At 59.9% G+C, this 25,799-nt stretch carries 23 protein-coding genes and 1 pseudogene; 16 read left to right on the top strand and 8 right to left on the bottom strand.

Annotation, left to right across the window (positions count from 1 at the left end; translation table 11 throughout):
* Positions 1-9: 9 nt before the first annotated feature.
* From odhB to HX783_RS23240, 6 genes are all read left to right on the top strand, one after another.
* The gene (odhB, locus tag HX783_RS23265) at positions 10-1,239 is read left to right on the top strand and encodes a 2-oxoglutarate dehydrogenase complex dihydrolipoyllysine-residue succinyltransferase (protein ID WP_159955100.1); all 1,230 of its coding nucleotides are present in this window, start codon (positions 10-12) and stop codon (positions 1,237-1,239) included.
* 101 nt (positions 1,240-1,340) lie between these two features.
* On the top strand, positions 1,341-2,777 hold the full coding sequence (gene lpdA, locus HX783_RS23260) for a dihydrolipoyl dehydrogenase (RefSeq protein ID WP_159955101.1): 1,437 nt from the start codon (positions 1,341-1,343) through the stop codon (positions 2,775-2,777).
* 204 nt (positions 2,778-2,981) lie between these two features.
* A complete protein-coding gene (gene sucC / locus HX783_RS23255; RefSeq protein WP_003233235.1) occupies positions 2,982-4,148 on the top strand; it encodes an ADP-forming succinate--CoA ligase subunit beta in 1,167 nt (388 codons plus the stop codon).
* Positions 4,148-5,029 carry a succinate--CoA ligase subunit alpha gene (gene sucD / locus HX783_RS23250; RefSeq protein ID WP_003172813.1) on the top strand — a complete coding sequence of 294 codons (882 nt, stop codon included), beginning with the start codon at positions 4,148-4,150 and terminating at the stop codon, positions 5,027-5,029. The genes sucC and sucD overlap by 1 nt, the downstream gene beginning before the upstream one ends.
* A gap of 430 nt (positions 5,030-5,459) precedes the next feature.
* The gene (gene brnQ, locus HX783_RS23245) at positions 5,460-6,773 is read left to right on the top strand and encodes a branched-chain amino acid transport system II carrier protein (protein WP_177018383.1); all 1,314 of its coding nucleotides are present in this window, start codon (positions 5,460-5,462) and stop codon (positions 6,771-6,773) included.
* A gap of 233 nt (positions 6,774-7,006) precedes the next feature.
* A complete protein-coding gene (locus HX783_RS23240) occupies positions 7,007-7,741 on the top strand; it encodes a DUF599 domain-containing protein (RefSeq protein WP_177018382.1) in 735 nt (244 codons plus the stop codon).
* 105 nt (positions 7,742-7,846) lie between these two features.
* Here HX783_RS23240 and HX783_RS23235 read toward each other — a convergent pair whose 3' ends face one another.
* Positions 7,847-8,104 (bottom strand): hypothetical protein, encoded by a 258-nt coding sequence (locus HX783_RS23235; protein ID WP_159955104.1) that lies wholly within the window; start codon positions 8,102-8,104, stop codon positions 7,847-7,849.
* A 158-nt stretch (positions 8,105-8,262) separates the two neighbouring features.
* Between HX783_RS23235 and HX783_RS23230 the strand changes: the two genes are divergently transcribed.
* From HX783_RS23230 to HX783_RS23215, 4 genes are all read left to right on the top strand, one after another.
* Positions 8,263-8,739: a PaaI family thioesterase gene (locus HX783_RS23230; protein WP_177018381.1), complete on the top strand. Its 477-nt coding sequence runs from the start codon at positions 8,263-8,265 to the stop codon at positions 8,737-8,739.
* Positions 8,736-9,188 carry a PaaI family thioesterase gene (locus HX783_RS23225; protein WP_177018380.1) on the top strand — a complete coding sequence of 151 codons (453 nt, stop codon included), beginning with the start codon at positions 8,736-8,738 and terminating at the stop codon, positions 9,186-9,188. Before HX783_RS23230 ends, HX783_RS23225 begins: the two co-directional genes overlap by 4 nt.
* 89 nt (positions 9,189-9,277) lie before the next feature.
* The gene (htpG, locus tag HX783_RS23220) at positions 9,278-11,182 is read left to right on the top strand and encodes a molecular chaperone HtpG (RefSeq protein WP_159955107.1); all 1,905 of its coding nucleotides are present in this window, start codon (positions 9,278-9,280) and stop codon (positions 11,180-11,182) included.
* A gap of 66 nt (positions 11,183-11,248) precedes the next feature.
* Entirely contained in the window at positions 11,249-11,977 is a 729-nt protein-coding gene (locus HX783_RS23215; RefSeq protein ID WP_177018379.1) for a dienelactone hydrolase family protein, read from the top strand.
* 118 nt (positions 11,978-12,095) lie between these two features.
* On the opposite strand, the gene HX783_RS23210 is transcribed toward HX783_RS23215, so the two are convergent.
* Together HX783_RS23210 and HX783_RS23205 are read right to left on the bottom strand one after the other, a co-directional pair.
* Positions 12,096-12,962, bottom strand: a complete 867-nt coding sequence (locus HX783_RS23210) for a pirin family protein (RefSeq protein WP_177018378.1) — start codon at positions 12,960-12,962, stop codon at positions 12,096-12,098.
* Positions 12,963-13,027: 65 nt separating this feature from the next.
* The gene (locus HX783_RS23205; protein ID WP_159955110.1) at positions 13,028-13,444 is read right to left on the bottom strand and encodes an OsmC family protein; all 417 of its coding nucleotides are present in this window, start codon (positions 13,442-13,444) and stop codon (positions 13,028-13,030) included.
* A 158-nt stretch (positions 13,445-13,602) separates the two neighbouring features.
* On the opposite strand from HX783_RS23205, the gene HX783_RS23200 reads away from it, so the two are divergent.
* The 3 genes and pseudogenes from HX783_RS23200 (at position 13,603) to HX783_RS30360 (ending at position 16,352) form a co-directional block, all read left to right on the top strand.
* Positions 13,603-14,625: an amidohydrolase family protein gene (locus HX783_RS23200; protein WP_177018377.1), complete on the top strand. Its 1,023-nt coding sequence runs from the start codon at positions 13,603-13,605 to the stop codon at positions 14,623-14,625.
* A gap of 68 nt (positions 14,626-14,693) precedes the next feature.
* Positions 14,694-15,497: pseudogene (locus HX783_RS30365) on the top strand (MCP four helix bundle domain-containing protein); the annotation flags it as partial.
* Positions 15,489-16,352, top strand: a complete 864-nt coding sequence (locus HX783_RS30360; protein ID WP_371317706.1) for a methyl-accepting chemotaxis protein — start codon at positions 15,489-15,491, stop codon at positions 16,350-16,352. The pseudogene HX783_RS30365 and the gene HX783_RS30360, both read left to right, overlap by 9 nt.
* A gap of 171 nt (positions 16,353-16,523) precedes the next feature.
* Here the strand turns inward: HX783_RS30360 and fabB are convergent, their stop codons facing one another.
* The 5 genes from fabB to HX783_RS23170 form a co-directional block, all read right to left on the bottom strand.
* The gene (gene fabB / locus HX783_RS23190; protein ID WP_017134470.1) at positions 16,524-17,744 is read right to left on the bottom strand and encodes a beta-ketoacyl-ACP synthase I; all 1,221 of its coding nucleotides are present in this window, start codon (positions 17,742-17,744) and stop codon (positions 16,524-16,526) included.
* Between the two features lie 11 nt (positions 17,745-17,755).
* Positions 17,756-18,271 carry a 3-hydroxyacyl-[acyl-carrier-protein] dehydratase FabA gene (gene fabA, locus HX783_RS23185; protein ID WP_003210552.1) on the bottom strand — a complete coding sequence of 172 codons (516 nt, stop codon included), beginning with the start codon at positions 18,269-18,271 and terminating at the stop codon, positions 17,756-17,758.
* 249 nt (positions 18,272-18,520) lie between these two features.
* Positions 18,521-20,422: an ATP-binding protein gene (locus HX783_RS23180; protein WP_177018375.1), complete on the bottom strand. Its 1,902-nt coding sequence runs from the start codon at positions 20,420-20,422 to the stop codon at positions 18,521-18,523.
* On the bottom strand, positions 20,419-21,348 hold the full coding sequence (locus HX783_RS23175; protein WP_177018374.1) for an ABC transporter substrate-binding protein: 930 nt from the start codon (positions 21,346-21,348) through the stop codon (positions 20,419-20,421). Before HX783_RS23175 ends, HX783_RS23180 begins: the two co-directional genes overlap by 4 nt.
* A gap of 1 nt (position 21,349) precedes the next feature.
* Positions 21,350-23,470, bottom strand: coding sequence for a TonB-dependent receptor plug domain-containing protein (locus HX783_RS23170; protein WP_371317704.1), 2,121 nt, complete (start codon positions 23,468-23,470; stop codon positions 21,350-21,352).
* Between the two features lie 195 nt (positions 23,471-23,665).
* Here HX783_RS23170 and HX783_RS23165 point away from each other — a divergent pair, with 195 nt between their 5' ends.
* Genes HX783_RS23165 through sixA form a run of 3 tightly spaced genes read left to right on the top strand, consistent with a single transcriptional unit; the run spans position 23,666 to position 25,495 of the window.
* Positions 23,666-24,691 (top strand): NAD(P)H-dependent glycerol-3-phosphate dehydrogenase, encoded by a 1,026-nt coding sequence (locus HX783_RS23165; protein WP_159955116.1) that lies wholly within the window; start codon positions 23,666-23,668, stop codon positions 24,689-24,691.
* A 10-nt stretch (positions 24,692-24,701) separates the two neighbouring features.
* The gene (locus tag HX783_RS23160) at positions 24,702-25,049 is read left to right on the top strand and encodes a DUF4389 domain-containing protein (protein ID WP_159955117.1); all 348 of its coding nucleotides are present in this window, start codon (positions 24,702-24,704) and stop codon (positions 25,047-25,049) included.
* On the top strand, positions 25,046-25,495 hold the full coding sequence (sixA, locus tag HX783_RS23155; RefSeq protein ID WP_159955118.1) for a phosphohistidine phosphatase SixA: 450 nt from the start codon (positions 25,046-25,048) through the stop codon (positions 25,493-25,495). The genes HX783_RS23160 and sixA overlap by 4 nt, the downstream gene beginning before the upstream one ends.
* The last annotated feature ends 304 nt before the right edge of the window (positions 25,496-25,799 follow it).

Genomic DNA, 25,799 nt, shown 5'->3' with positions numbered 1-25,799 from the left:
CCACAGATAATGGCTATCGAAATCAAAGCCCCGTCATTCCCGGAATCGGTTGCCGATGGCACCGTTGCCACCTGGCACAAGAAACCAGGCGACGCTGTTAAGCGTGACGACCTGATCGTCGACATCGAGACCGACAAAGTCGTTCTGGAAGTGTTGGCTGAAGCTGACGGCGTACTGGGCGCAATCGTTGCCGAAGAAGGCGCTACCGTTCTGTCGAACCAGATCCTGGGTTCGATCGAAGAGGGCGGCGCTGCTGCTCCTGCTCCGGCCGCCGCAGCTGCACCGGCCGCTGCCGCTGCTGCTCCAGCCGCCGCTCCGGCCGCTGCTGGCGAAGACCCGATCGCTGCACCGGCTGCACGTCAGCTGGCTGAAGAAAACGGCATCAACCTGGCTTCCATCAAAGGCACTGGCAAAGACGGCCGTGTGACCAAGGAAGACGTGGTTGCCGCTGTTGAAGCCAAGAAGAACGCTCCAGCTGCCGCACCTGCCAAGGCTGCTGCTCCAGCGGCCGCTGCGCCTGTGTTCGCTGCCGGCGACCGCACCGAGAAGCGCGTGCCGATGACTCGCGTACGTGCCACCGTGGCCAAGCGCCTGGTTGAAGCACAGTCGAACATGGCGATGCTGACCACCTTCAACGAAGTCGACATGACCGAAGTCATGGCCCTGCGTTCGAAGTACAAGGATCTGTTCGAGAAGTCCCACAACGGCGTGCGCCTGGGCTTCATGTCGTTCTTCGTGAAAGCGGCCACCGAAGCGCTGAAACGCTTCCCGGCAGTCAACGCTTCCATCGACGGCGGCGACATCGTTTACCACGGCTATGCAGACGTCGGCGTTGCCGTGTCCAGCGACCGTGGCCTGGTAGTGCCGGTTCTGCGTAACGCCGAACTGATGAGCCTGGCTGAAATCGAAGGCGGCATCGCCGGCTTCGGCAAGAAAGCCCGTGACGGCAAGCTGACCATCGACGAGATGACCGGTGGTACCTTCACCATCACCAACGGTGGTACCTTCGGTTCGATGATGTCGACCCCGATCGTCAACCCGCCACAAGCTGCGATCCTGGGCATGCACAACATCATCCAGCGTCCGATGGCCATCAACGGCCAAGTCGTGATCCGCCCAATGATGTACCTGGCACTGTCTTACGATCACCGCCTGATCGATGGTAAAGAAGCCGTGACTTTCCTGGTGACCATCAAGAACCTGCTGGAAGACCCGGCTCGTCTGCTGCTGGATATCTGATAGAAGCAGCTGCAGGCCTCGAGTGACAGGCTGCCGGATAAGGCAGCTGGGCTCGGGGCTTGCGGCTTGAAAGCTTGCTGCTAAATAGAGGAACTATTTTCATGTCGCAGAAATTTGACGTTGTAGTGATTGGTGCAGGTCCTGGCGGCTACGTTGCCGCCATCAAGGCCGCACAACTGGGCCTCTCGACTGCTTGCATCGAAAAATACACCGACAAGGAAGGCAAACTGGCACTGGGCGGTACTTGCCTGAACGTCGGTTGCATTCCTTCCAAGGCGCTGCTGGACAGCTCCTGGAAATTCCACGAAGCCCAAAGCGGTTTCGCGATCCACGGCATCAACCATGCTGGCGTGACCATGGACGTGCCAGCAATGGTCGGCCGTAAAGCCAACATCGTTAAAGGCCTGACGTCCGGCGTTGCCACCTTGTTCAAGGCCAACGGCGTCACTTCCCTGCAAGGCCACGGCAAACTGCTGGCCGGCAAGAAAGTTGAAATCACCAAGCCTGACGGTTCGGTAGAAGTCATCGAAGCCGAGAACGTGATCCTGGCACCAGGCTCGCGTCCAATCGACATTCCACCGGCTCCAGTTGACCAGAACGTGATCGTTGATTCGACCGGCGCCCTGGAATTCCAAAGCGTGCCTAAGCGTCTGGGCGTGATCGGCGCTGGCGTGATCGGCCTGGAACTGGGTTCGGTATGGTCCCGCCTGGGTTCCCAAGTGACTGTGCTGGAAGCCCTGGACACGTTCCTGCTGGCTGCTGACACCGCGGTGTCCAAAGAAGCGCTGAAAACCCTGACCAAACAAGGTCTGGACATCAAGCTGGGCGCCCGTGTTACCGGTTCCAAGGTTAACGGCGAAGAAGTCGTGGTGACCTACACCGATAAAGAAGGCGAGCAGACGATCACCTTCGACAAGCTGATCGTCGCCGTGGGTCGCCGTCCAGTGACCACCGACCTGCTGGCTTCCGACAGCGGCGTGAATATCGACGAGCGTGGCTTCATCCACGTTGACGATCACTGCGCTACCACCGTGCCTGGCGTATACGCCATCGGCGACGTGGTTCGCGGCATGATGCTCGCGCACAAGGCTTCCGAAGAAGGCATCATGGTTGTCGAGCGCATCAAGGGCCACAAAACCCAGATGAACTACGACCTGATCCCGTCGGTTATCTACACCCACCCGGAAATTGCATGGGTCGGCAAGAACGAACAGCAGTTGAAAGCTGAAGGCGTTGAAGTTAACGTCGGCACCTTCCCGTTTGCCGCTTCTGGCCGTGCCATGGCAGCCAACGACACCGGTGGTTTTGTCAAAGTCATCGCTGATGCCAAGACTGACCGCGTATTGGGCGTCCACGTGATTGGCCCAAGCGCTGCAGAACTGGTTCAGCAAGGCGCAATCGGTATGGAATTCGGCACCAGTGCCGAGGACCTGGGCATGATGGTCTTCTCCCATCCGACCCTGTCCGAAGCGTTGCACGAAGCAGCGTTGGCAGTGAATGGCGGCGCCATCCACATCGCCAACAAGAAGAAGCGCTAAGCGAGATAATAAGAAACCACGGCGGAGTTGCCCGTCGTGAGCCTTGCGCGCAAGACTCACCGCGGAATATCCGCTGGACGCAGTCTTGCGCAGCTTTACGGGCATTAAGCCCCGCAAGCTGCGCGAGCAGCAGTCACAGGTGGCGCGGCACTCATAATGAGCGCAGCGCCGAATGCGCAGTACCTAACGAAGACGGTAAAAAGCATGAATCTTCACGAGTATCAGGGTAAGCAGCTGTTCGCTGAATACGGCCTGCCAGTATCCAAGGGCTACGCAGTAGACACCCCGGAAGCAGCAGCAGAAGCTTGCGACAAAATCGGTGGCACCGAGTGGGTTGTCAAAGCCCAGGTCCACGCTGGTGGTCGCGGTAAAGCGGGCGGCGTTAAGCTGGTTCGCAGCAAAGAAGACGCCAAGGCCTTCGCACAGCAGTGGCTGGGCAAGCGTCTGGTGACTTACCAGACTGATGCCAATGGTCAACCAGTCACCAAGATCCTGGTTGAATCGTGCACTGATATCGCTAAAGAGCTGTACCTGGGCGCTGTCGTTGACCGTTCGAGCCGTCGCATCGTGTTCATGGCTTCCACCGAAGGTGGCGTGGACATCGAGAAAATCGCTCACGAAACCCCAGAAAAAATTCTGAAAGCCACTATCGATCCACTGGTTGGCGCTCAGCCATTCCAGGGTCGCGAGCTGGCTTTCCAGCTGGGCCTGGAAGGCAAGCAAGTTGCCCAGTTCGCCAAGATCTTCGTAGGTCTGGCCAAACTGTTCCAGGATCACGATCTGGCCCTGCTGGAAGTGAACCCGCTGGTGATCAAGGCTGACGGCGATCTGCACTGCCTCGATGCCAAGATCAACATCGACGCCAACGCCATGTACCGTCAGCCTAAGCTGAAGACTTTCCACGATCCGTCGCAAGACGATCCGCGCGAAGCGCACGCTGCCAAGTTCGAACTGAACTACGTAGCCCTGGAAGGTAACATCGGTTGCATGGTCAACGGTGCTGGCCTGGCCATGGGTACCATGGACATCGTCAACCTGCATGGCGGCAAACCTGCCAACTTCCTCGACGTGGGCGGTGGTGCTACCAAAGAACGCGTTACCGAAGCCTTCAAGATCATCCTGTCCGACTCCAACGTCGCTGCAGTATTGGTTAACATCTTCGGCGGCATCGTTCGTTGCGACATGATTGCCGAAGGCATCATCGGTGCAGTGAAAGAAGTCGGCGTTAAAATCCCGGTTGTTGTTCGCCTTGAAGGTAACAACGCTGAACTGGGCGCTAAAGTACTGGCAGAAAGCGGTTTGAACATCATCGCGGCTACCAGCCTGACCGACGCTGCTCAACAAGTTGTCAAAGCTGCGGAGGGCAAATAATGAGCGTCCTGATCAATAAAGACACCAAAGTTATCTGCCAGGGTATTACCGGTTCGCAAGGTAGTTTCCACACCCAGCAAGCCATCGAATACGGCACCAAGATGGTTGGCGGCGTAACGCCGGGCAAAGGCGGCACCGAGCACCTGGGCCTGCCAGTGTTCAACACCGTGAAAGATGCTGTAGCTGCCACTGGCGCCACCGCCAGCGTGATCTACGTTCCAGCTCCTTTCTGCAAGGACTCCATCCTGGAAGCGGCATTCGGCGGCATCAAGCTGATCGTTTGCATCACCGAAGGCATTCCTACCCTGGACATGCTGGACGCTAAAGTTAAGTGCGACGAGCTGGGCGTAGTCCTGATCGGCCCTAACTGCCCAGGCGTGATCACCCCAGGCGAATGCAAGATCGGCATCATGCCAGGTCACATTCACTTGCCAGGTAAAGTCGGTATCGTTTCGCGTTCCGGCACCCTGACCTACGAAGCTGTGAAGCAGACTACTGACGCCGGTTTCGGTCAGTCGACTTGCGTCGGCATCGGCGGTGACCCGATCCCGGGTTCGAACTTCATCGACATCCTGAAGCTGTTCCAGGAAGACCCGAAGACCGAAGCGATCGTGATGATCGGTGAGATCGGCGGTTCGGCTGAAGAAGAAGCGGCTGCCTACATCAAGGCACACGTGACCAAGCCGGTTGTTTCCTACATCGCTGGTGTGACTGCCCCTGCTGGCAAGCGCATGGGCCATGCTGGCGCAATCATCTCTGGCGGCAAAGGCACTGCAGACGAGAAATTCGCTGCACTGCAAGACGCAGGCGTTAAAACCGTGCGTTCGCTGGCAGACATCGGCAAAGCCCTGGCTGAGCTGACCGGTTGGGCTGTCAAGTAAGCCTCGCGCTTAACTGACGCTTCACCAGGCAAAGGCCACCTTCGGGTGGCCTTTGTGCTTTCTGGACTTGCTGAAGTCGCGAGCCTGATGAAGGTCAAAATGTGGGAGCTGGCTTGCCTGCGATAGCATCGACTTGGTTTACCTGATGCGCCGAGTCGCCCGCATCGCAGGCAAGCCAGCTCCCACATTGTTCTGTATGCCAAATTTAAGTATGAAAATGCGACATCCAGATGTCGCTTATCGGACAGTTCGCCCCGCAACAGTGCGTTTGTCAGCCCAATTCTGTACTCTAGCCGCCTCTTTATGCGTCCGCATCCCAAAAGGAAGCCGCGCGCTAGACCGGTCGGTCCCCATAAGGACCGGCAGCAGTTCCCTCATCCATAGGGAATCCCTCTCTAAATTCCGATTCAGTAGTGTGGTATTTCCTCAAATGAAAGTGTTGAAAAGCCAGGATGTCCTGGCGTTAGGCTTTATGACTTTTGCCCTGTTCGTGGGCGCCGGCAACATCATCTTCCCGCCTATCGTTGGTTTGCAGTCCGGGCCTCACGTCTGGATGGCAGCGCTGGGCTTCCTGATTACCGCAGTGGGTCTGCCGGTGGTCACTGTGATCGCCCTGGCCAAGGTCGGCGGCGGTATGGACGCGTTGAGCAGCCCGATCGGTAAGATCGCCGGCGGCCTGCTCGCGGCGGCGGCGTATCTGGCGGTAGGGCCGCTGTTCGCCACCCCGCGTACCGCGACCGTTTCGTTTGAAGTGGGCCTGGCGCCACTGACCGGCGAAAGCCCGCTGGCACTGTTCCTCTACAGTTCGGTGTACTTCCTGGTGGTGTTCTTCGTCTCCCTGTACCCGGGCCGCCTGCTGGACACCGTTGGTCGTTTCCTGGCACCGCTGAAAATCATCGCCCTGGCCATCCTCGGCATCGCCGCATTTGCCTTGCCGGCCGGTGACGTTGGCGTGGCCACACCGGAATACGTCGCCGCACCGTTCTCCCAGGGCTTTATCAATGGTTACCTGACCATGGATACCCTCGGCGCGCTGGTGTTCGGGATCGTCATCGTCAATGCCATTCGCTCCCGTGGCGTTGAGTCGCCCCAGCTGATCACCCGCTACGCGATCATTGCCGGGCTGATTGCCGGCGTGGGCCTGGCGCTGGTGTATATCAGCCTGTTCCGCCTGGGCTCGGGCAGCCACGCCGTAGCCGCCGGTGCCAGCAATGGCGCAGCCGTTCTGCATGCTTACGTGCAACACACGTTCGGCTCCCTGGGCAGCGGCTTCCTGGCCGTGCTGATCTCGTTGGCGTGCCTGGTCACCGCCGTGGGCCTGACCTGTGCCTGCGCCGAGTACTTCAGCAAGATCCTGCCGCTGTCCTACAAGACGCTGGTGGTGATCCTCGCGTTGTTCTCGCTGTTTGTGTCCAACCTGGGCCTGACCAAGCTGATTGCCTTCTCGATCCCGGTGCTTACAGCCATCTACCCGCCGTGCATCGTGCTGGTGGCCCTGAGCTTCTGCAAAGACTTCTGGCTGGAGCAGGGCCGCATCGTTGGCCCGGTGATGCTGGTGTCGTTCATTTTTGGCTGCATTGACGCGCTCAAGGGCGCAGGCCTGGCTGATTGGATGCCGACGCAGTTGTCGCACCTGCCACTGAGCGAGCAAGGCCTGGCTTGGCTGGTGCCGTCGGTGATGACATTGGTTGTTGCTGTCGTGGTTGACCGCATGCTCGGCAAGCGTAGCGAAGCGATCGCTTAACGAAGGGTTTCGCGCTTCACTGAAATGCCTCGTATCAATCGATACGGGGCATTTTTTATGCCTGTGACACAACAACGCTCTAAAGTTCGAACACGGTCAGTGTGGGAGCGGGCTTGCTCGCGAATGCGCAGTGTCAGCTAGCAAATCTGGTACTGGTACACCGCATTCGCGAGCAAGCCCGCTCCCACATTTTGAATCACGTTTGTCCCCATCCGCTGTGTTTAAGGACCCGCATGTCGTTCGTTGAAACCAATCAGATCCACCTGCTCGCCGCCCTCTGGTTCGTGCTGTGTTGGGGCGGCTACACCCGTTACGCGCTCTGGAAAGCCCGCGACACCGCCTGCCTTGCCAGCGTGCTGCACTTGTACCGTGAAGACTGGATGCGCCGCATGCTGCTGCGCGACAACCGTATCGCCGACGCCAGCGTGATCGGCAATCTGGAGCGCAACGCTTCGTTCTTTGCCTCCAGCACGCTGATCATCCTGGCGGGTATTCTCACCGTGTTGGGCGCTTCCGAGCGGGCAGTGTTGTTGTTGGCGGACATTCCCATGGTGCAGCAGGCTTCCCAGGGCGTGTCGCAAATCAAGCTGCTGTGCCTGGCACTGGTGTTCGTCTATGCGTTTTTCACCTTCAGTTGGTGCATGCGCCAATACAACTTTGCGGCGGTGCTGGTGGGCTCTGCGCCGATGGTCGGTGAGCGGCAGGTGTCGGAGCAGGAGCGCAAGGCGTTTGCGCTGAGGGCGGCGCGGGTGATTTCGATGGCGGCCAACCAATTCAACTTTGGCCTGCGGGCTTATTACTTCGGCATGACCATGTTGGCCTGGTTTGTCAGCCCCTGGTTGTTTATGTTGATGAGCGGCGGGGTCGTGGTCGTGCTGTATCGCCGAGAGTTTCATTCCGACGTACTGCAGGTGATGGTCTATACCCCGACTGACAGCCCGTTGACCGAGTCGGCGAAGGAACCTTAGTGAGAGGCTTTAGAATTAGTGCAACTTTCTGGCGCCGAACAAAACGACGGACAACAAAAAGCCCGCTATATAAGCGGGCTTTTTTTTGCAGCAACAACCAGGCGATTAAGGCTTGGCAGGGGCTGTTGGTGTGGCGGTGCCGTCTTCTTTTGCTTTTTCAGCGTTCGCATCAGCCTGAGCTTTGGCAGCATCGGCGTTTTCTTTTGCAGCGTCGTTCACTTTATCCTGAGCTTTGGCCATGTCTTTCTGAGCTTGCTCAGAATGCGCTTGGGCATCTTGGGCTTTGTCTTCGGATTTTTTATCGCAGGCAGCGAGACCGAGGGCAGCGGCGAACATCATGGAAATAGCTAAAGTCTTGCGCATGGGGTGTTTCTCCTTATTGAAGATATCTACTGGCCTTTCGAGCCTGAGGGTTCAGCATTAGTTCCTTTTATTCCCCAGATATATAAACGCGGGTGTTCAAGGAACTTTCACCTGCACCCAACACTCCGCGAATCAACACTAATAAGAGTCGAGAACATATGACCGAAAATCCCCTGTTAGCGCGTGCCACACGCTTTGTTTCGGCCCTGCGCCATTGCCAGGTGCTTGGCATCAGCGTCCATGCCGCGAGCGAGGAGGGCATGACGCTGTCACTGCCGTACGGCCCGCATATCGTCGGTGATCCTCAAACCGGAGTGATTCACGGCGGCGCACTTACCTCGTTGATGGACACGGCCTGCGGCATGGCCACCCTGTGTGTGTTGCCCGAATTCGAGGTGTGCCCGACCCTCGACTTGCGTGTGGACTACATGCATCCCGCCGAACCGCACAAACCGGTGTACGGCTTTGCGCAGTGCTACCGGGTCACCACCGACGTGATTTTCACCCGTGGCTTCGCCTATCAGGATGACCCGCAACAGCCCATCGCCCACGTGGTGGGCACGTTCATGCGCATGGGCAAGCGCCTCAAGGGCGCACAAGGATTGGGCAGCACCATCAAGGGAGAACAGGCATGACACATCGATTCAAGACTCGCTTGGAGCAGGCCCATGAACGCGGTAACTACGAAGCACTGCTCGACCTGATTCCCTACGCCAAGCTGATCGGCATTGAATGCACGCGTTTGGGCGATGAATTGCTGTTTCGCCTGCCGGCCAACAAGGACAACATTGGTAACCCGATATTGCCGGCGCTGCACGGTGGTGTGATCGCCGGTTTTATGGAGCTGTCGGCGGCGTTACATTTGCTGGTATTTACCGGCTCGCCGGGCATCCCGAAAATCATCGACTTTTCCCTGGATTACCTGCGCGCCGGGCAGTTTCGCGACACCTACGCCAAATGCCAGGTGTGGCGCCAGGGCCGTCGCGTGGCGAATGTGGCGATCACCGCCTGGCAAAGTACCGTGGCCGAACCGATTGCCACCGCCCGTGCACATTTCAAAATTGAGGAAGCGGCCCGCCCTTGAAATCCTGGTCTTAGCCCCCAACTTTGATGACAACCCGCCGCCAACCCTCAAGGGCGCGGCCACTGCCATCCAATTGGAGTTTGATGACCATGAGTGTGGAAACTCAAAAGGAAACCCTGGGCTTCCAGACCGAGGTGAAGCAGCTGCTGCACCTCATGATCCATTCGCTGTATTCCAACAAGGAAATTTTCCTTCGCGAATTGATCTCGAACGCCTCTGACGCTGTCGACAAATTACGTTTCGAAGCCCTGTCCAAGCCTGAGTTGCTGGAAGGTGGCGCCGAACTCAAAATCCGTGTGAGCTTCGACAAGGACGCCAAGACCGTCACCCTCGAAGACAACGGTATCGGCATGAGCCGCGAAGACGCGATCACCCATTTGGGTACCATCGCTAAATCCGGCACCGCCGATTTCATGAAAAACCTGTCTGGCGATCAGAAAAAAGATTCGCACCTGATCGGCCAATTCGGCGTGGGCTTCTACTCGGCTTTCATCGTTGCCGACAAAGTTGAAGTGTTCAGCCGCCGCGCCGGCCTCGCCGCCAGCGAAGGTGTGCACTGGTCTTCCAAAGGTGAGGGCGAGTTTGAAATCGCCACCCTCGACAAGGCTGACCGTGGCACCCGCATCGTGCTGCACCTGAAATCCGGTGAAGACGAATTCGCCGATGGCTGGCGCCTGCGCAACATCATCAAGAAATATTCCGACCACATCGCTTTGCCGATCGAGTTGCCCAAAGAACAAGCGGCCGCTGAAGGTGAAGAGCAGCCTGCCCAGGAATGGGAAGTGGTCAACCGTGCCAGCGCCTTGTGGACCCGCCCTCGTACCGAAGTCAAAGACGAGGAATACCAGGAGTTCTACAAGCACATCGCTCACGACTACGAGAACCCGCTGAGCTGGAGCCACAACAAGGTTGAAGGCAAGCTGGAATACAGCTCGCTGCTCTATGTGCCAGCCCGTGCGCCGTTCGACCTGTACCAGCGCGAAGCGCCAAAAGGCCTGAAGCTGTACGTGCAGCGCGTGTTCGTGATGGACCAGGCGGAATCCTTCCTGCCGCTGTACCTGCGCTTCATCAAAGGCGTGGTCGATTCCAACGACTTGTCGCTGAACGTGTCGCGGGAAATCCTGCAGAAAGACCCGATCATCGATTCCATGAAGTCGGCGCTGACCAAGCGTGTGCTCGACATGCTGGAAAAACTGGCGAAGAACGAGCCTGAGCAATACAAAGGCTTCTGGAAAAACTTCGGTCAGGTCATGAAAGAAGGCCCGGCTGAAGATTTTGCCAACAAGGAAAAAATCGCCGGTCTGCTGCGCTTCGCCTCCACTCAGGGTGAAGACGGTGAGCAGGTGGTGTCGCTGGCCGAGTACCTGGCACGCGCCAAAGAAGGTCAGGACAAAATCTACTACCTGACCGGCGAAACCTACGCGCAGGTCAAGAACAGCCCGCACCTGGAAGTCTTCCGCAAGAAAGGCATCGAAGTGCTGCTGCTGACCGACCGTATCGATGAGTGGCTGATGAGCTACCTCAGCGAATTCGACGGCAAGACCTTCGTCGACGTGGCCCGTGGTGACCTGGACCTGGGTAACCTGGACTCCGAAGAAGAGAAGAAAGAAGCCGAAGAAGTTGCCAAGGCCAAAGAAGGCCTGGTTGAGCGGATCAAGACCGCTTTGGGCGACGCAGTCAGCGAAGTGCGGGTTTCCCACCGTCTGACGGATTCCCCGGCGATCTTGGCCATCGGCGAGCAGGACCTGGGCATGCAGATGCGTCAGATCCTCGAAGCCAGCGGCCAGAAGGTTCCGGATTCCAAGCCGATCTTTGAATTCAACCCGGCTCACCCGCTGATCGAGAAACTCGACGGCGAGCAGAGCGAAGAGCGCTTTGGCGACCTGTCGCACATCCTCTTCGACCAGGCGGCCCTGGCCGCTGGCGACAGCTTGAAAGACCCGGCGGCCTACGTGCGCCGACTGAACAAGCTGTTGGTTGAGCTGTCGGTTTAACACCGTTGTAGAAAAACCCGCTTCGGCGGGTTTTTTCGTTCTAACGCACTTCAACTGGAGTAAATGATGAGCCAAGTCACTGTACGTTCCGTGGTCTATCAGATTGATGGCCAGTCTTACGAAAGCCGCCTCGCGTTCGATGCCGGCCACCAAGGCCCATTGCCGGGCCTGCTGATGGCGCCGAACTGGATGGGTGTGAGTGCGGGTGCCGAAGAGATCGCCAAAAGCGTGGCCGCCAAGGGTTACGTGGTGCTGATCGCCGACCTGTACGGGCAAACTGTGCGCCCCTCGAATGGCGATGAGGCCGGCGCGGCGATGATGCCGTTGAAAAATGACAACCCGGCGCTGATCAAGCGTCTGCAGGCGGCGTTCGAGCAACTGCAAGGCCAGACCGAAGCGGCGGTTGATACCTCGAAGCTGGCGACCTTCGGCTTCTGCTTTGGCGGTTTCTGCTCGCTGGAGCTTGCGCGTACCGGTGCGCCGTTGAAGGCTGCCGTATCGTTCCACGGCACTATCGACACGCAGAACCCGGCAGGCGCCAAGCACATCAAGGGCTCGGTGCTGGTATTGCACGGTGCTTCCGACCCATTGGTGCCCAAAGAGCAGCTGCCGGCGTTTGAAGCTGAGATGAACGCGGCCGGTGTGGATTGGCAGTTGCTCAGCTACGGCGGCGCGGTGCATTCCTTCACCGACCCGCACGCCAATGTGCCGGGCAAGATGATGTACGACGCCAAGACCGCCAAGCGGGCGTTCAAGTCGATGCATGACTTGCTGGATGAAGTGTTCAAGGGCTAAATCTTTAGCGTTGATCGTTCCCACGCTCCGCGTGGGAATGCCTGGCTGGACGCTCTGCGTCCGCTCTTTGTGACGCGCAGCGTCACGGGCTGTGTTCCCACGCAGAGCGTGGGAACAATCATCTCACCGGCAACTCGATTCTTTCTGTTTCCCCCGGCACCGTCGGCCAATCCCCAGCCGCCCAACGCTGTCGCGCCTGTTCGATCATGGCCGGGTCGCTCGCCACAAAATTCCAGTTGATCCGCCGTGGCCCATCCAGAGACGCGCCGCCAAACACCACCAGGTGGCAATCGCTTTCAGCAAATAGCGTCATGTCCTGCCCGGCAGGCAACACCACCAAGCTGTGCACCTCCAGCGCCTCGCCGTCCAACTGCGCCTCACCCTCCAGCACATACACCGCGCGTTCCTCATGCTCATCCGGGATCAGCAGCGTCGTGGCCGTTTGCATGCGCACCTCGGCATATAGCGTGGGCGACAGCACTGGCACCGGCGATTTGAGACAAAAGCCGCTGCCGGCGATCAGGCGAATCTGCACACCCAGGTTGTCACTCACCGGCAAGCTCGCCGCCGCGTGATGGCTGTAGTGCCCCGGCCCGATCTCGTGGTCTTTGGGCGAGGCCAGCCACACTTGCAGGCCATGCAGGCTGAAACCTTCGGCCTTGAGCGCCTCGGGCGTGCGTTCGACGTGGGCAATCGCACTGCCGGCGGTCATCCAGCTGACGTCGCCGGCCTGCACCACCTGGTCCGAGCCGAGGCTGTCCTTGTGTTGCAACGCGCCTTCGAACAGATAAGTCAGCGTTGACAGCCCGATATGTGGGTGCTGGCGGATATTCATGCCGGTGCCCGGCGCGTAGCGCGTGGGCAGCATGTGGTCGAAAAACACAAAAGGTCCGACGCTGCGGCATTCACGCGACGGCAGCGGGCGCAGGATCGGCTGGCCTTCGACATCTTCGGCGCGCGGGCGGATCACGGTGAGGGTGGTCATGGTGCGTCCCTGTCTGAGCGGGTTAGAGGCTGCTTGAGCATAACCCGCTCGGCGGGAGAGCGGCGCTATTGGCTGAAGGCGCCTTCGGACAATTTCGTCTCGATGGTGACCTCGGCAGTGGTCATCAATTTGTGTACCGGGCAGCGGTCGGCCACGCGGTGCAGTTCGTCGCGCTGTGCATCGGTGAGCACGCCTTTGAGGGTCAGCTTCACGTTGAGCTTGTACTTGCCCTGCTGCTCCTCGCTGCTGTCGTGGGTGACTTCCACGGTCACGCCGCTCAGCGGGATGTCTTTCTTCTGGGCGTAGAGCTTGACGGTCAGGGCCTTGCACGACGCCAGGGCGGCATCGAAATAGTCGTGGGGGGAGGGCGCCGAGTCGTCGCCGCCCAGGCTTTTGGGCAGGTCGGTGAACAGTTCGTGATTATTGATATTCACACTGTGGCGAAAGTTGTCGTGGTTCAGGGTGTTGACGGTAACAGGCATGGTGAACCTCACGGTTTGGCAGGATGAAGGTCATGCAGTTATAGAACATGCTGGCACTTATAGAACATGCTGGCGCTGGGGTGTTCCGTGTTTTTTGACGGATGAACCCCTGGGTCGCGCGCAAGGTCTACCCGTATTAGCCGATATCGAGGTTTACCGTGCCCTGGAACCGCCTGAGTCTCGCCCTGTTGCTTGCCGCCAGCAGCCTTGCTGCGCAGGCGCGCGACTATGCCTACAGCGATGCGCACCTGCATTACGTGGATTTTTTCCAGGAAACCGCCGGCATGGATAAATTGCTCAAGGCGATGGCCGACGCGCGCATTGAGCATGTGATGATTTCCGGCATTCCCGTGGCGAAGAAATGGCACGAAGACGAACCCAAGCGCCCGCGTTACTACGCCGGTGATGACGCCGATGCCTATTGGTACAGCGCCACTGACGTGATCGTTGCCGCTGCGGTAAATAAGCTCACGCCCGAGCAGCGCAAGCATTTCCATCCGTTTCTGTCCGGGTTCAACCCTAACGACAAGAACTCTGCCGCGCATATCCAGCGCATGCTCGATCTCAATCCCGGGCTGTGGCAGGGCATTGGCGAAGTGTTTACGCGCCACGATGACCTGACCGCCTTGACCGCCGGCGACACCCCACGCGCCAATAACGAAGCCATGGCGGCCATTTATCACCTTGCTGCCGAAAACGACCTGCCGGTGATGCTGCATTCCAATATCACCTCCAAGCGCGAGCGCAACCCGCTGTACCTGGCGGAAGTCGAAGAATCGCTGCGCAACCACCCGCACACCCGGTTTATCTGGGCGCATGCCGGCACCAGTAAAGAGATCCACCGACATCAGGTGCAGATGGACTTTCTACTGCCGACCTTGAGCCGACTGTTGGAGGCCTATCCCAATCTGTACATCGACCTGTCCTGGAGCATGCTCACGCCGTACTTGCTCGACAGTGCGGGCAATCCCAGGCCGGAGTGGGTAAAGCTGGTGGAGCGCTTTCCGGAGCGCTTTATGCTGGGTTCGGACGTTGTAGGGCGCTTCAACAAACTCGGTAAGGAAATGCGCCGTTTCGATCCTTTCCTTGATGCGCTGCCCGAGGCCGTAGCCCGCAAAGTCGCACGCGATAACTTCCTGGCGATTCTGCCGAAACCCCCTCGCGATGAGCAGGCACATTGATATCGCCTTTTCGTCTTACGCAAAGTCAATAAAGGGCCGATACCTTTCAGGAGACCCGCTGCAGGTGGATGCAGCGCATTTTGGAAGGAACCCAGGCAATGAGTAGTATCCGTAGTCTGAATATCGCCCCCCGCGCCGGCTTGGGCTTTGGCGTACTGGCGTTGATGGTGTTCGTCTTGGGCGGCTTCGCCCTGCTGCAGATGGCCAATATGCGCCAGCAGTCGGATCAGGTCGAAAACAACTGGCTGCCCAGCGTGATGGCGGTGGGGGAGATGAGCCAGGACCTGTTGCGGGTCCGCGCGCTGACCCTGCGCTTGCTGGTAAACCGTGATCCCCAGGCGCTGGCGCAGAACGAGCAGAAACTCACCGACCTCAAAAATGGCCTGCACCAAGCGCAAACCCTCTATGAAGGGCTGATCGTGCTGCCCGAAGAGCGCACGCTGTTTGATCGCTTCAAAGCGCAGGAGCAGCAGTACCTGCAACGCCAGGAGCAGGTTATGGCGTTCTCCAAGGCCAATCAGCTGGAGGCCGCGATCAAAATCGTCAACGGCGAGATGAACCAACTCGCCGACGAGATGGCCGGCACGCTGCACGACTTGGTCGCCTTGAACAAAGCCAGCGCCAATCAGGCTGCGAACCTGGCGCAAAATGTGTTCATACAGTCCCGCACATGGGTGGTCGGCATGATTGTGCTCACCGCGCTGATCACCATCGGGCTGGCGGTGTGGCTGACGCGCAGCATCGTGCTGCCATTGGCGCAGTCATTGAAGGTCGCCCAGGGCGTGGCCAGTGGCGACTTGACCGGCGAGATCAGCGTGACCGGCAGCGACGAGCCGGCGCGTTTGCAGCAGGCGCTCAAAGGCATGCAGGAGAACCTGCGCGACACCATCCGGCGAATTGCCGAATCCTCGAACCAATTGGCTTCGGCGTCCGAAGAACTCAGTTGCGTGACCGAGGACGCCACCCGTGGCCTGCACCAGCAGAACCAGGAAATCGAGCAGGCGGCGACGGCGGTCAACCAGATGACGGCGGCGGTGGAGGAAGTGGCGAGCAACGCGGTGGCCACCTCACAGGCCTCACGTGAGTCCGACCGCATTGCCCAGCACGGGCGTGAGCAGGTGCACCAGACGGTAGAGTCGATCGAGGCGCTGGCCACGGACGTGACCGCCAATGTGACGCAGGTCGAGGACCTGGCGCAGAAGGTCTATGGCATCAGCAAGGTGCTGGATGTCATTCGCTCGATTGCCGAGCAGACCAACTTGCTTGCGCTGAATGCCGCGATCGAAGCGGCGCGCGCCGGGGATGCCGGGCGCGGGTTTGCGGTGGTGGCGGATGAGGTGCGGGCGTTGGCACATCGCACGCAGCAGTCGACCCAGGAAATTGAGCAGATGATCAGCGGGATTCAACAGGGCACCGATCAAGCGGTCAGCTCGATGCAGCAGAGCAATACGCGGGCGCGGTCTACGCTGGACATCGCCAAGGCGGCGGGCACCGCGCTGGAAGAAATTGCGTCGGCGTTTACCTTGATCAACGAGCGTAACCTGGTGATTGCCAGTGCATCGGAGCAGCAGGCGGCCGTGGCGCGGGAGGTGGATCGCAATTTGATGAATATTCGCGATTTGGCGCATCAGACCTCGACCGGGGCGAACCAGACCAGTGCGGCGAGCCAGGAGCTGTCGCGGTTGGCGGTGGACCTGAACACCATGGTGGCGCGGTTTTCGGTGTAGGGCTGTAAACCGAGTTGGCCTCTTCGCGAGCAAGCCCGCTCCCACAGGGGAATGCATTCCAAATGTGGGAGCGGGCTTGCTCGCGAAGCAGGCGACTCGGTCTCGAACCCGGTCACCCATAAAAAAGCCCCGAACCAGTCGGGGCTTTTTCATGCGATCAACCTGCGGGGCTTATTTACCCTGCCAGCGTTTCAGTACCAGGGTGGCGTTGGTGCCACCGAAGCCGAAGCTGTTGCTCATCACGGTATCGATTTTGGCGTTTTCAACAGTCTTGGTCAGGATCGGCATATCAGCCACCACCGGATCAATCTCGTCGATGTTGGCCGAGCCGGCCATGAAGTTGCCTTCCATCATCAGCAGGCAGTAGATCGCTTCGTGAACGCCGGCGGCGCCCAGGGAGTGACCGGACAAGCTCTTGGTGGAGCTGATGGCCGGCGCCTTGTCGCCGAATACCGCACGCACGCCTTCCATTTCCTTGGCGTCGCCGACCGGGGTCGAAGTGCCGTGGGTGTTCAGGTAGTCGATTGGGGTATCAACGGTGGACATCGCCATCTGCATGCAACGGATCGCGCCTTCGCCGCTTGGCGCAACCATGTCGTAGCCGTCGGAAGTGGCGCCGTAACCGACGATTTCCGCATAGATCTTCGCGCCACGGGCCAGAGCGTGTTCCAGCTCCTCGACCACCACCATGCCGCCACCGCCGGCGATGACGAAACCGTCACGCTTGGCGTCGTAGGCGCGGGAGGCCTTTTCCGGGGTTTCGTTGTACTGGGTGGACAGCGCGCCCATGGCGTCGAACAGGAACGACTGGCTCCAATGTTCTTCTTCACCGCCGCCGGCGAATACGATGTCCTGCTTGCCCAGCTGGATCTGCTCAACCGCAGTACCGATGCAGTGAGCACTGGTAGCGCAAGCCGAGGAGATCGAGTAGTTCACGCCCTTGATCTGGAACGGCGTGGCCAGGCAGGCCGAAACGGTGCTGCCCATGGTCCGCGTTACACGGTACGGGCCAACGCGCTTCACGCCTTTTTCGCGCAGGATGTCCAGCGCTTCCATCTGGTTGAGGGTCGATGCGCCGCCGGAGCCGGCGATCAGGCCGGTGCGTACGTTCGATACCTGGTCTTCGCTCAGGCCGGAGTCGGCGATGGCGTCTTTCATGGCCAGGTAGGCATAGGCGGCAGCGTGGCCGACGAAGCGGTAGATCTTGCGATCAATCAGTTCTTCGAGCGGCAGGTCGATGGAGCCGGAAACCTGGCTACGCAGACCCATTTCGGCATATTCCGGGTTGAAACGGATGCCAGGGCGACTTGCACGCAGGTTAGCGGTGACGGTCTCTTTGTCATTGCCCAGGCAAGAAACAATGCCCAGACCAGTGATAACGACGCGGCGCATGCGGATAACCCTTAAAAGTTGTCAGTGGAAGTGAATACGCCGACCCGAAGGCCTTCGGCAGTATAGATTTCGCGACCGTCGACAGTCACCGAACCGTCGGCGATGGCCAGGTTCAGCTTGCCCTTGAGGACGCGCTTGATTTGAATGTTGTAGGTGACTTTCTTGGCGGTCGGCAGAACCTGGCCAAAGAACTTCACTTCGCCCGAACCCAGGGCGCGGCCGCGGCCCGGCAGGCCTTGCCAGCCCAGGTAGAAGCCGACCAGTTGCCACATGGCGTCGAGGCCCAGGCAGCCCGGCATCACAGGGTCGCCTTCGAAATGGCAGGCGAAGAACCACAGGTCAGGGGTGATATCCAGCTCGGCGACCAATTCACCTTTGCCGTACTTGCCACCCTCTTCGCTGATATGGGTGATGCGATCCACCATCAGCATGTTCGGGGCGGGCAGTTGCGCGTTACCTGGGCCGAACAGCTCACCGCGACTGCAGCGCAGCAGGTCTTCCCGAGTAAAGGCGTTTTGTTTGGTCATGCGAGCTCCTCAATAATCCCATGCGGCAGGGTAGGGCAAATCTTCCCGAACCGAATGAAGCGTTCATGCCTCATGTCGGCAGCCTACACATAGACTATTGCGTTGTAGTGAAAGTCACAGCGATAAGGTACTGAATGTACACTTGTTCACTGAAATTTTAAACCGGGCCTGTTTATGGGCCCGTTCGGGTGCCTAAGACTGCCGCACTTTCGTCTTTCACGCCAGTCGCAGTTGGTTGATGGCGCGGGGCTATTGCACCCAACGCTGCAGGATTTGCTGCAAATCCGTGCGTTTGAACGGCTTGGCCAGGTAATCGTTCATTCCGGCCGCCATGCAGGCTTCGCGATCGCCCTGCAAGGCGTTGGCGGTGAGGGCAATGATCGGCAGATCGGCGCAGCCGGGCAGTTGGCGAATTTGACGGGTGGCCTCGTAACCATCGATCACCGGCAAGCGGCAATCCATCAAAATGGCGGTGAATATCAGGCTCTCGGCACTGCGTATGGCTTCGGCGCCGTCGGTGGCCAGGCTCACTTCAAAGCCCAGGCTGCGCAGCATCGCTTCGACCACCGTGCGGTTGACCGGGTTGTCCTCCACCAGCAGTACATGACGGCCATCGCCGGCGCTGCTCTTGCCTTCGGCGTGCGGGGCAATCGCCGGCAAGCTCTGCTGGTCGATGGCCAACGGGATTTCCAGGGTAAACACCGAGCCCCGGCCTTCCTCGCTCTGGGCGCGCAGCGTGCCGCCCATGCGTTCGGCCAATGTGCGGGCAATCGGCAAGCCCAGGCCGGTGCCGCCGTAACGTCTTGAAATGGAACTGTCGGCCTGCTGGAACGCGTCGAACATCAATTCCAGGCGTTCGGCGGAAATCCCGATGCCGCTGTCGCGCACGGTGCAGGTGAACCACACCAACTCATGGTCGAGGGTTTGCCAATGGGGCTCGACGGTCACTGTGCCGTGCTCGGTGAATTTCAACGCGTTGCCGATCAGGTTTACCAGAATTTGCCGGATACGCGTCGGGTCGCCCTGCACCCGCAACGCATCCATGCCCAGTGGAATCGGCAGCTCCAGCGCCAGGCCGCGTTGCTGGGCGCTGTGCTGGAAGGCCTGGGCGCAACTGCTGATCAGGTCCGCGAGGTTGAACGAAATATGTTCCAGCTCCAGCGCTGCGCGTTCGATGCGCGAGAAGTCGAGGATGTCGTTGATCACCTTGAGCAAATGCTCGGTGGACTCCGACGCGAGTGCCGCGTACTCGGTCTGCTCCTCGGTCATCTCGGTGGTTTCCAGCAGTTGCAACATGCCCAGAACGCCATTCATGGGCGTGCGCAATTCGTGGCTCATCATCGCCAGGAAATCCGACTTGGCATTGTTCGCCCGCTCGGCTTCCTCGCGGGTCTGGATCAACTGGGCCATGGCCTGGTGCTGTTCGCGGCTGGCCTGGTTGAGGCCCTCGGCGAGGTTGTTGATATGCCGCGACAGGTCGCCCAGTTCCGAGTCATCCACAATCGGCAGCGGCGTCTTGTAGTCGCCTTGCTGGATGGCCTTCACCGCGTGGCCCATCGCGCTGATCGGCTGCGACAGGCTGGCGGCCAGGCGCCGTGCGAGCAGGAAGGTGAACAGCAGCGCGAACAGGGCGAGGATACCGGCCTTGAACAGGATCTCCTGTTGGCGCTGGCTGAACGCATCGTTGGACATGCCGACAATCACCCGGCCGAGGTAATCCGCACGCGGCGCCTTGGGTTCGTTGAGGTTGTCCTGGAAGAAGTCATTGCCCAGCTGGATGTGTTGCAGGCGGATGGGCGCCTGGAACACTTTCACCGACAGCGAGCGGTCGTTTTTTTCCGACGGCTGCTCGACGTACAACAGGATTTTTTCGGCGCTGTCCTGAATCTCCAGGAAGCGCACGTGCGGCGTAGCCAGTGTCGCGCGCAGCAAGCTGTCGAGCACGTCGATGTTGCCGGAAATGACGCCGTATTCGGTGGCGGGGGCCAATTGGTTGGCGATCAGTTGGCCGGTGTGGTCCAGTTCCTGGCGCAGGTCCTGGATTCGCACGAAGGTGAAGAAGCTGATCAACAGCAAGGTCAGCAACAGCGCCGGGCCCAGGGTGATGAGCTGGGTGCGGGTGTTGATGTCCCAACGACGACGCAAGGTCATGGGCGTTTTTCTCCTTCGGCCAATCGGGCGGCGACGGCGACTTCGTCAACCTGTTCGATTCCCAGTGAGCGTGCGACTTGCGGGTTACCGACGACTTTAAAATGTTCCGGGTACAACGAACGCGGCCAACTGGTCGGCGGATGATCCAGTAGCCGGTCGAGCACATCGAGCCAGTCGGCCTGATCGCTGTAGGTGCTGGCCAGGCTGCCGGCCTTGACGAACCCCGCATTGGGGCCCACCAGCGGCAGTTGCTGGGCGTAGCTGCTGAGCAACAGGTTCTTCACGGTTTTGGGGTTGTACAACTGCGGGTCATCGAGGCCGAGCAGCACGTCACTGTTCTTGAACAGATTCTGCAGCGGGCGGCTGTCATTAATGTTGTCCCAGAGCTGCGGCACGATCTCCAGCCCCATCGGTGTCGCATACTCGCGCAGCTCCTGCAGCAGGAATTCACTGTCGGTGCCGTAGAGCACGCCGATGCGTTTGGCCTGCGGCAGGATGCTCGCGATCAGGTTGAGCTGACGCGCAAGCGGCGGATCGCTCCACAACAGGCTGATTTTCGCCGGGTGAGTGTGGCCCAGGCGCTGCCGCGCTTGCAGGCGACTGATGCGCAGCACCAGGGTCGGCGGGCCTTGGGCATCCTGCAGGCGCCAATCAAGACCGGGCAGGTCCAGCACGATCAGGCGGGTATTCGCCGGCAAACGGCTGGGTGCCGGCAGGTCTTTGAGCGGGGTAAAGGTCACGTGGTCTTCGGGACGCTGCTGGGCAAGGGCCTGCGCAAACGCTTGTACACCGGCCCCGTCTTCGGCAGAGGTCAGCAGAATGTCGGCGCTCCAGGCCGGCGCGGCCAGCAGCAGGCACACCCATAACAAGGCGCGCCTCCAGAAGCGTAAAACAAGCAGGAGGGTCATCCGTGACTGAGCGCCCATGTCAGAACTCTAACTCCGCGCTGAAGTAGAGGACGTGGCGACTGTCGTAATGGTTGTCGACAAAGGTGGTGGGCTGGTTGTCGAGGCGTTGTTGCAACATGCCGGCCAGCTCCACGTTGGCTTTGCCCAGGGCAATGCGCTTGGCTACGCGCAGGTCGACCCGTTCGAAGCGATAGGTGTTGAGTGCGTCGTCACCATAATAGAACAGCGCGCTTGACCAGCCGTGGCCCCATTCACGCAGCCAGCCGGCCGAGCCGCTGTTGCGCGCGGTTTGTGCCTTATCGAGCGGGTTGCTGGAGGCGGCGTCGACGTAAGCATAGGTCAGCCGCAGGCGGTCGGCATTGCTCATGCGCCAATCGAATTGCGATTCGGCACCGGTAAACCGCGCGCTGTTGGCGTTGCTGGCAATGTACTGGTTGTTGCGCAGCGGCGAGCTGATCATGTCGGTGATTTCGTCGTAGAACAGTTTCACGTCGACATTCAGCCCGAGGTCGGCAAAGAAGCCGTTGTAGCCCAGCTCGCGCGAGCGCATCAACTCTTTATCAAGGTTGCCGGGGCCGCGTGTTACCACAAAATATTGCCCGGAGTTTTGCCCGAAGGTCGGGGAGCTCAGGTTGGTGACGCGGTAGCTCCAGTTGACGTTGTTTTCGAACATGTCCGGCGAGCGAATCGCCTCGGAATACACCGCCCGCAAGCCGTGGCGCGGGTTGATCAGGTAGTTGACCGCCACCCGCGGCGTCAGCGAATTGCCGCTCAAGTGGGTGTCTTCGTACATCGCACCGCCCTGCAACAGCCAGTGTTCGCTGGCGCGCCATTCCAGGTGGCCGAACAGGCGCCAGGTGGTGTCGTCGAGGGTGCCATTGAAGTAGGTGTCGGAGTCGGCGCGGTCGTAGCGATAATTCATGCCGCTGACCAGGCGCAGGCTGTCGGACAGGCTCAGGGTGTCCTGGATCTCAATGTCATAGCGACTCTCGCGGGTGCTCTGGTCGATATCGCCACACACGCTCTGGCTGGCGCCCTGGCGCCACTGGTCCAGCACCTGGTTGCCGAGTGCTTGTTCGGCAGCGCTGCCGGGCGGCGCGGTGCCCTGGCTGTAGATATCCATGTGGCGGGCCAACTTTTCGGCATAGTTGGGGTTGAGCTGCCACAGTTGGGTCAGTTCCGGGCTGAACGACACCTTGGCGTCACAGGCTTTCCAGACCTGCTGGCGGTCCCATTGCTGGGCCGAGCCCTGGATATACAGGCTGTGTTCGGGGTTGAACTCGATGTTCCAGCGCATCGAGCCGGCATAGTCCTTGGCGGTAACGTCGGAATTGGTGCCGCCTTCGGTAATCCCGGCGAATACCGGCGTGTAGGTATAAGGGCGCTGATTGCTGCCTTCCTTGGCGTCCAACTGCCAGTCGATGCTCTGCTGCGCGTTCAGGGTCTGGCTCACCGCCAGGCTGAAACGGCTGAGGCGACGGCTGTCACGGCGGTCGGCACCGAGCTTGTCGCTGTCAAACCCATCGTCCTGTTGCCCGGACAGCGACAAGCGCAAGTCGCCGGTCTCCCAGCCCATGCCCTGGCTGGCGTAGAAGTCGTTGATGCCGCGTTCGCCACGGATCACTTTGACCCGTGAACCGTGGCTGTTGGACGGCGAGCGCGTGAGGATATTGACCACCGCCATCAAGGCATTCGCGCCATAGCTGACCGTGTTGGGGCCGCGAAACACCTCGATACGCTCGATGTCTTCCATGGCTACCGGAATATCGCTCCAGTCCACCGTGGCCAGGCCCGCGCGGTACACCGAACGCCCGTCGATCAACACCTGCATGCGCCGTGCATCACTGGCGCTGGTGCCGTGGTAGTTCACGGCCGCCTGGTTGCCGGTGGTGTAACCGACCATCATCCCCGGCACCAAACGCAGCAACTCGGCGATGTCGCGCGCACCGCTGGCCTTGATCAGCTCACTGTCGATGACGGTCATACTGCCAGGCACGGCGGCGGCCGATTGCTTGAGGCGCGTGGCCGTGAGTACCTGGGGCAGTGGCTGGCTGTCGAGGAACAGGTCATCCGCCAACGCAGGTGCGCTGCACAACAGCATCAATAATAGAGATGAGCGAGGAGGAGGGCCCAAATACACGGCACGGCCTTGATAATTACGGATAGCCGCCCATGTTAACTGAGGTGGGGCCATTTGCCAGTCGCCACACTTGCAATTACTTCACACAGACGGGGCATTTTCCGACAAGCGTGTGAATTGACACGGGGGCTGGCCGCAAGCGGGTCGCCCCGTATAATGCCGCCATCGCCACTGCTATGGATTAACGGATTGCATATGACTGAACAGCGCCCTATTGCGGTCCTGGGAGGCGGAAGTTTTGGGACCGCCGTGGCAAATCTGCTGGCTGAAAACGGCCACGCGGTACGCCAGTGGATGCGCGATCCCGAGCAGGCCGAGGCCATTCGCGTCCACCGTGAAAACCCCCGTTACCTTAAAGGCATCAAGATTCACCCGGCGGTCGAGCCGGTGACCGACTTGTTGGCTACCTTGACTGACTGCGACCTGTGCTTTGTCGCGTTGCCTTCCAGCGCCTTGCGCTCGGTGCTGGCGCCCCACGCCGAACGCCTGGCGGGCAAGCAACTGGTCAGCCTGACCAAAGGTATCGAGGCCCACACCTTCAAGCTGATGAGCGAAATTCTTCAAGAGATCGCCCCGCAGGCGCGCATTGGCGTGCTGTCCGGGCCGAACCTGGCGCGGGAGGTGGCTGAGCACGCGCTGACAGCCACCGTGGTCGCCAGTGAAGACGAGGCACTGTGCGAGCGCGTCCAGGCCGTGCTGCATGGCCGTACCTTTCGCGTCTACGCCAGCAGCGACCGCTTTGGCGTCGAGCTGGGCGGGGCGTTGAAAAACGTCTATGCCATTATTGCCGGCATGGCCGTGGCCTTGGGCATGGGCGAAAACACCAAGAGCATGCTGATTACGCGCGCCTTGGCGGAGATGACGCGTTTTGCGGTGAACCAGGGCGCCAACCCGATGACCTTCCTCGGCCTGGCGGGCGTGGGCGACTTGATCGTCACCTGCTCGTCGCCGAAAAGCCGCAATTATCAGGTCGGTTTCGCCCTCGGCCAAGGCCTTAGTTTGGAGGACGCCGTCACGCGCCTGGGCGAAGTGGCCGAAGGCGTCAACACGCTCAAAGTGTTGAAGGCCAAGGCCCAGGAAGTCGGTGTGTACATGCCGCTGGTCGCCGGGCTGCACGCGATCCTGTTTGAAGGGCGCACCTTGAACCAGGTCATCGAGTTGCTGATGCGCGCCGAGCCCAAGACCGATGTCGACTTTATTTCCACCAGTGGTTTCAACTGAGGAACGCGCCATGAACGATCCGAAAGCAGGCCCTAAATACGAGTCCATCCTCCTGCGAGTCCTGTGGATGCTGGTGTTTGCCCTGGTCTGGCAAGTCGCGCAGTTCCTGCTCGGTATTTTGGTGGTGGTGCAGTTGGTGTATCGCCTGTTCTACGGCGCGCCGAACCTGGGCCTGATGAATTTTGGCGACAGCCTCAGCCAGTTTCTTGCGCAGATCGGCCGTTTCGGCAGTTTCCACACTGATCAAAAGCCGTGGCCGTTCGCGGATTGGCCGACCCCGCGCGCACCGGAGGGCGAAGCCGCCCACAGCGTGCCACCGGCGCCGCACCCGGTGCGTGATGAGGAGCCCAAACTGTGAAGCTGTGGATTTTGCGTCACGGTGAAGCCGAAGCCCACGCGCCTTCCGACGCTGAGCGCAACCTGACCGAGCATGGGCGCGGCGAAGTGTTGCGCAGTGCTGCGCACCTGATCGGCCAGCCGATCAGCGCCATCATCGCCAGCCCGTATGTGCGCGCGCAGCAGACTGCGCAACTGGTGCGTGAGGCATTGGGGTTTGAGCCGCAGATTCGCACGGTGCCGTGGTTGACGCCGGACAGCAACCCGCTGCACGTGCTGGAAAAACTCGACACTGATGCCGACGTGTTGCTGGTCAGCCACCAGCCGTTGGTGGGTAGCCTGATCAGCTTGTTGCAGCATGGTCATTTGCGGCAGCCGCAACCGATGCACACGGCCAGCCTGGCGGAGTTGGAAGGGGACTTTCCGTTGGCGGGGTTGATGAGCCTGGTGGGTGTGAAAAACCCGTAGGCGATGGGCTTTCTGCGCGCGGCCATCGTGGTCAACGGTGCCTGTCAGATCAAAATCAGTTCTGCTCTTCTGTGGGGGCTGGCTTGCCTGCCATGCAGACACCTCGGTACTTCAGGGAGATGCGGTCGATGCCATCGCAGCATAGGTATCTACACATTTTTTACGGGTTGAGTACTGTAGTTGGCGCGGGGCCGCTGGGTACATATCCGTTATTTGGATCACGGCTGCTATGGGTTCCGCCCTTACGGCGGCTCACTTTTGAACAGCGCAAAAGTAAGCAAAACGCTCTTGCCCCACCACTCGG

Source organism: Pseudomonas sp. D2002 (assembly GCF_013385735.1).
In the GTDB taxonomy this organism is placed as follows: domain Bacteria; phylum Pseudomonadota; class Gammaproteobacteria; order Pseudomonadales; family Pseudomonadaceae; genus Aquipseudomonas.
The sequence above is the reverse complement of the archived record's forward strand: the minus strand, read 5'-3'. Positions and strand labels throughout refer to the sequence as shown.

Coding starts and splice junctions, on each gene's coding strand:
- HX783_RS23230 (WP_177018381.1), top strand. CDS start 8,263: ATGACCGAAAATCCCCTGTTAGCGCGTGCCACACGCTTTGTTTCGGCC.
- HX783_RS23180 (WP_177018375.1), bottom strand. CDS start 20,422: ATGACCTTGCGTCGTCGTTGGGACATCAACACCCGCACCCAGCTCATC.
- HX783_RS23215 (WP_177018379.1), top strand. CDS start 11,249: ATGAGCCAAGTCACTGTACGTTCCGTGGTCTATCAGATTGATGGCCAG.
- HX783_RS23205 (WP_159955110.1), bottom strand. CDS start 13,444: ATGCCTGTTACCGTCAACACCCTGAACCACGACAACTTTCGCCACAGT.
- sucC (WP_003233235.1), top strand. CDS start 2,982: ATGAATCTTCACGAGTATCAGGGTAAGCAGCTGTTCGCTGAATACGGC.
- HX783_RS23210 (WP_177018378.1), bottom strand. CDS start 12,962: ATGACCACCCTCACCGTGATCCGCCCGCGCGCCGAAGATGTCGAAGGC.
- odhB (WP_159955100.1), top strand. CDS start 10: ATGGCTATCGAAATCAAAGCCCCGTCATTCCCGGAATCGGTTGCCGAT.
- HX783_RS23235 (WP_159955104.1), bottom strand. CDS start 8,104: ATGCGCAAGACTTTAGCTATTTCCATGATGTTCGCCGCTGCCCTCGGT.
- HX783_RS30360 (WP_371317706.1), top strand. CDS start 15,489: ATGCAGGAGAACCTGCGCGACACCATCCGGCGAATTGCCGAATCCTCG.
- brnQ (WP_177018383.1), top strand. CDS start 5,460: ATGAAAGTGTTGAAAAGCCAGGATGTCCTGGCGTTAGGCTTTATGACT.
- HX783_RS23165 (WP_159955116.1), top strand. CDS start 23,666: ATGACTGAACAGCGCCCTATTGCGGTCCTGGGAGGCGGAAGTTTTGGG.
- HX783_RS23240 (WP_177018382.1), top strand. CDS start 7,007: ATGTCGTTCGTTGAAACCAATCAGATCCACCTGCTCGCCGCCCTCTGG.
- lpdA (WP_159955101.1), top strand. CDS start 1,341: ATGTCGCAGAAATTTGACGTTGTAGTGATTGGTGCAGGTCCTGGCGGC.
- sucD (WP_003172813.1), top strand. CDS start 4,148: ATGAGCGTCCTGATCAATAAAGACACCAAAGTTATCTGCCAGGGTATT.
- HX783_RS23225 (WP_177018380.1), top strand. CDS start 8,736: ATGACACATCGATTCAAGACTCGCTTGGAGCAGGCCCATGAACGCGGT.
- fabB (WP_017134470.1), bottom strand. CDS start 17,744: ATGCGCCGCGTCGTTATCACTGGTCTGGGCATTGTTTCTTGCCTGGGC.
- fabA (WP_003210552.1), bottom strand. CDS start 18,271: ATGACCAAACAAAACGCCTTTACTCGGGAAGACCTGCTGCGCTGCAGT.
- HX783_RS23160 (WP_159955117.1), top strand. CDS start 24,702: ATGAACGATCCGAAAGCAGGCCCTAAATACGAGTCCATCCTCCTGCGA.
- HX783_RS23175 (WP_177018374.1), bottom strand. CDS start 21,348: ATGGGCGCTCAGTCACGGATGACCCTCCTGCTTGTTTTACGCTTCTGG.
- htpG (WP_159955107.1), top strand. CDS start 9,278: ATGAGTGTGGAAACTCAAAAGGAAACCCTGGGCTTCCAGACCGAGGTG.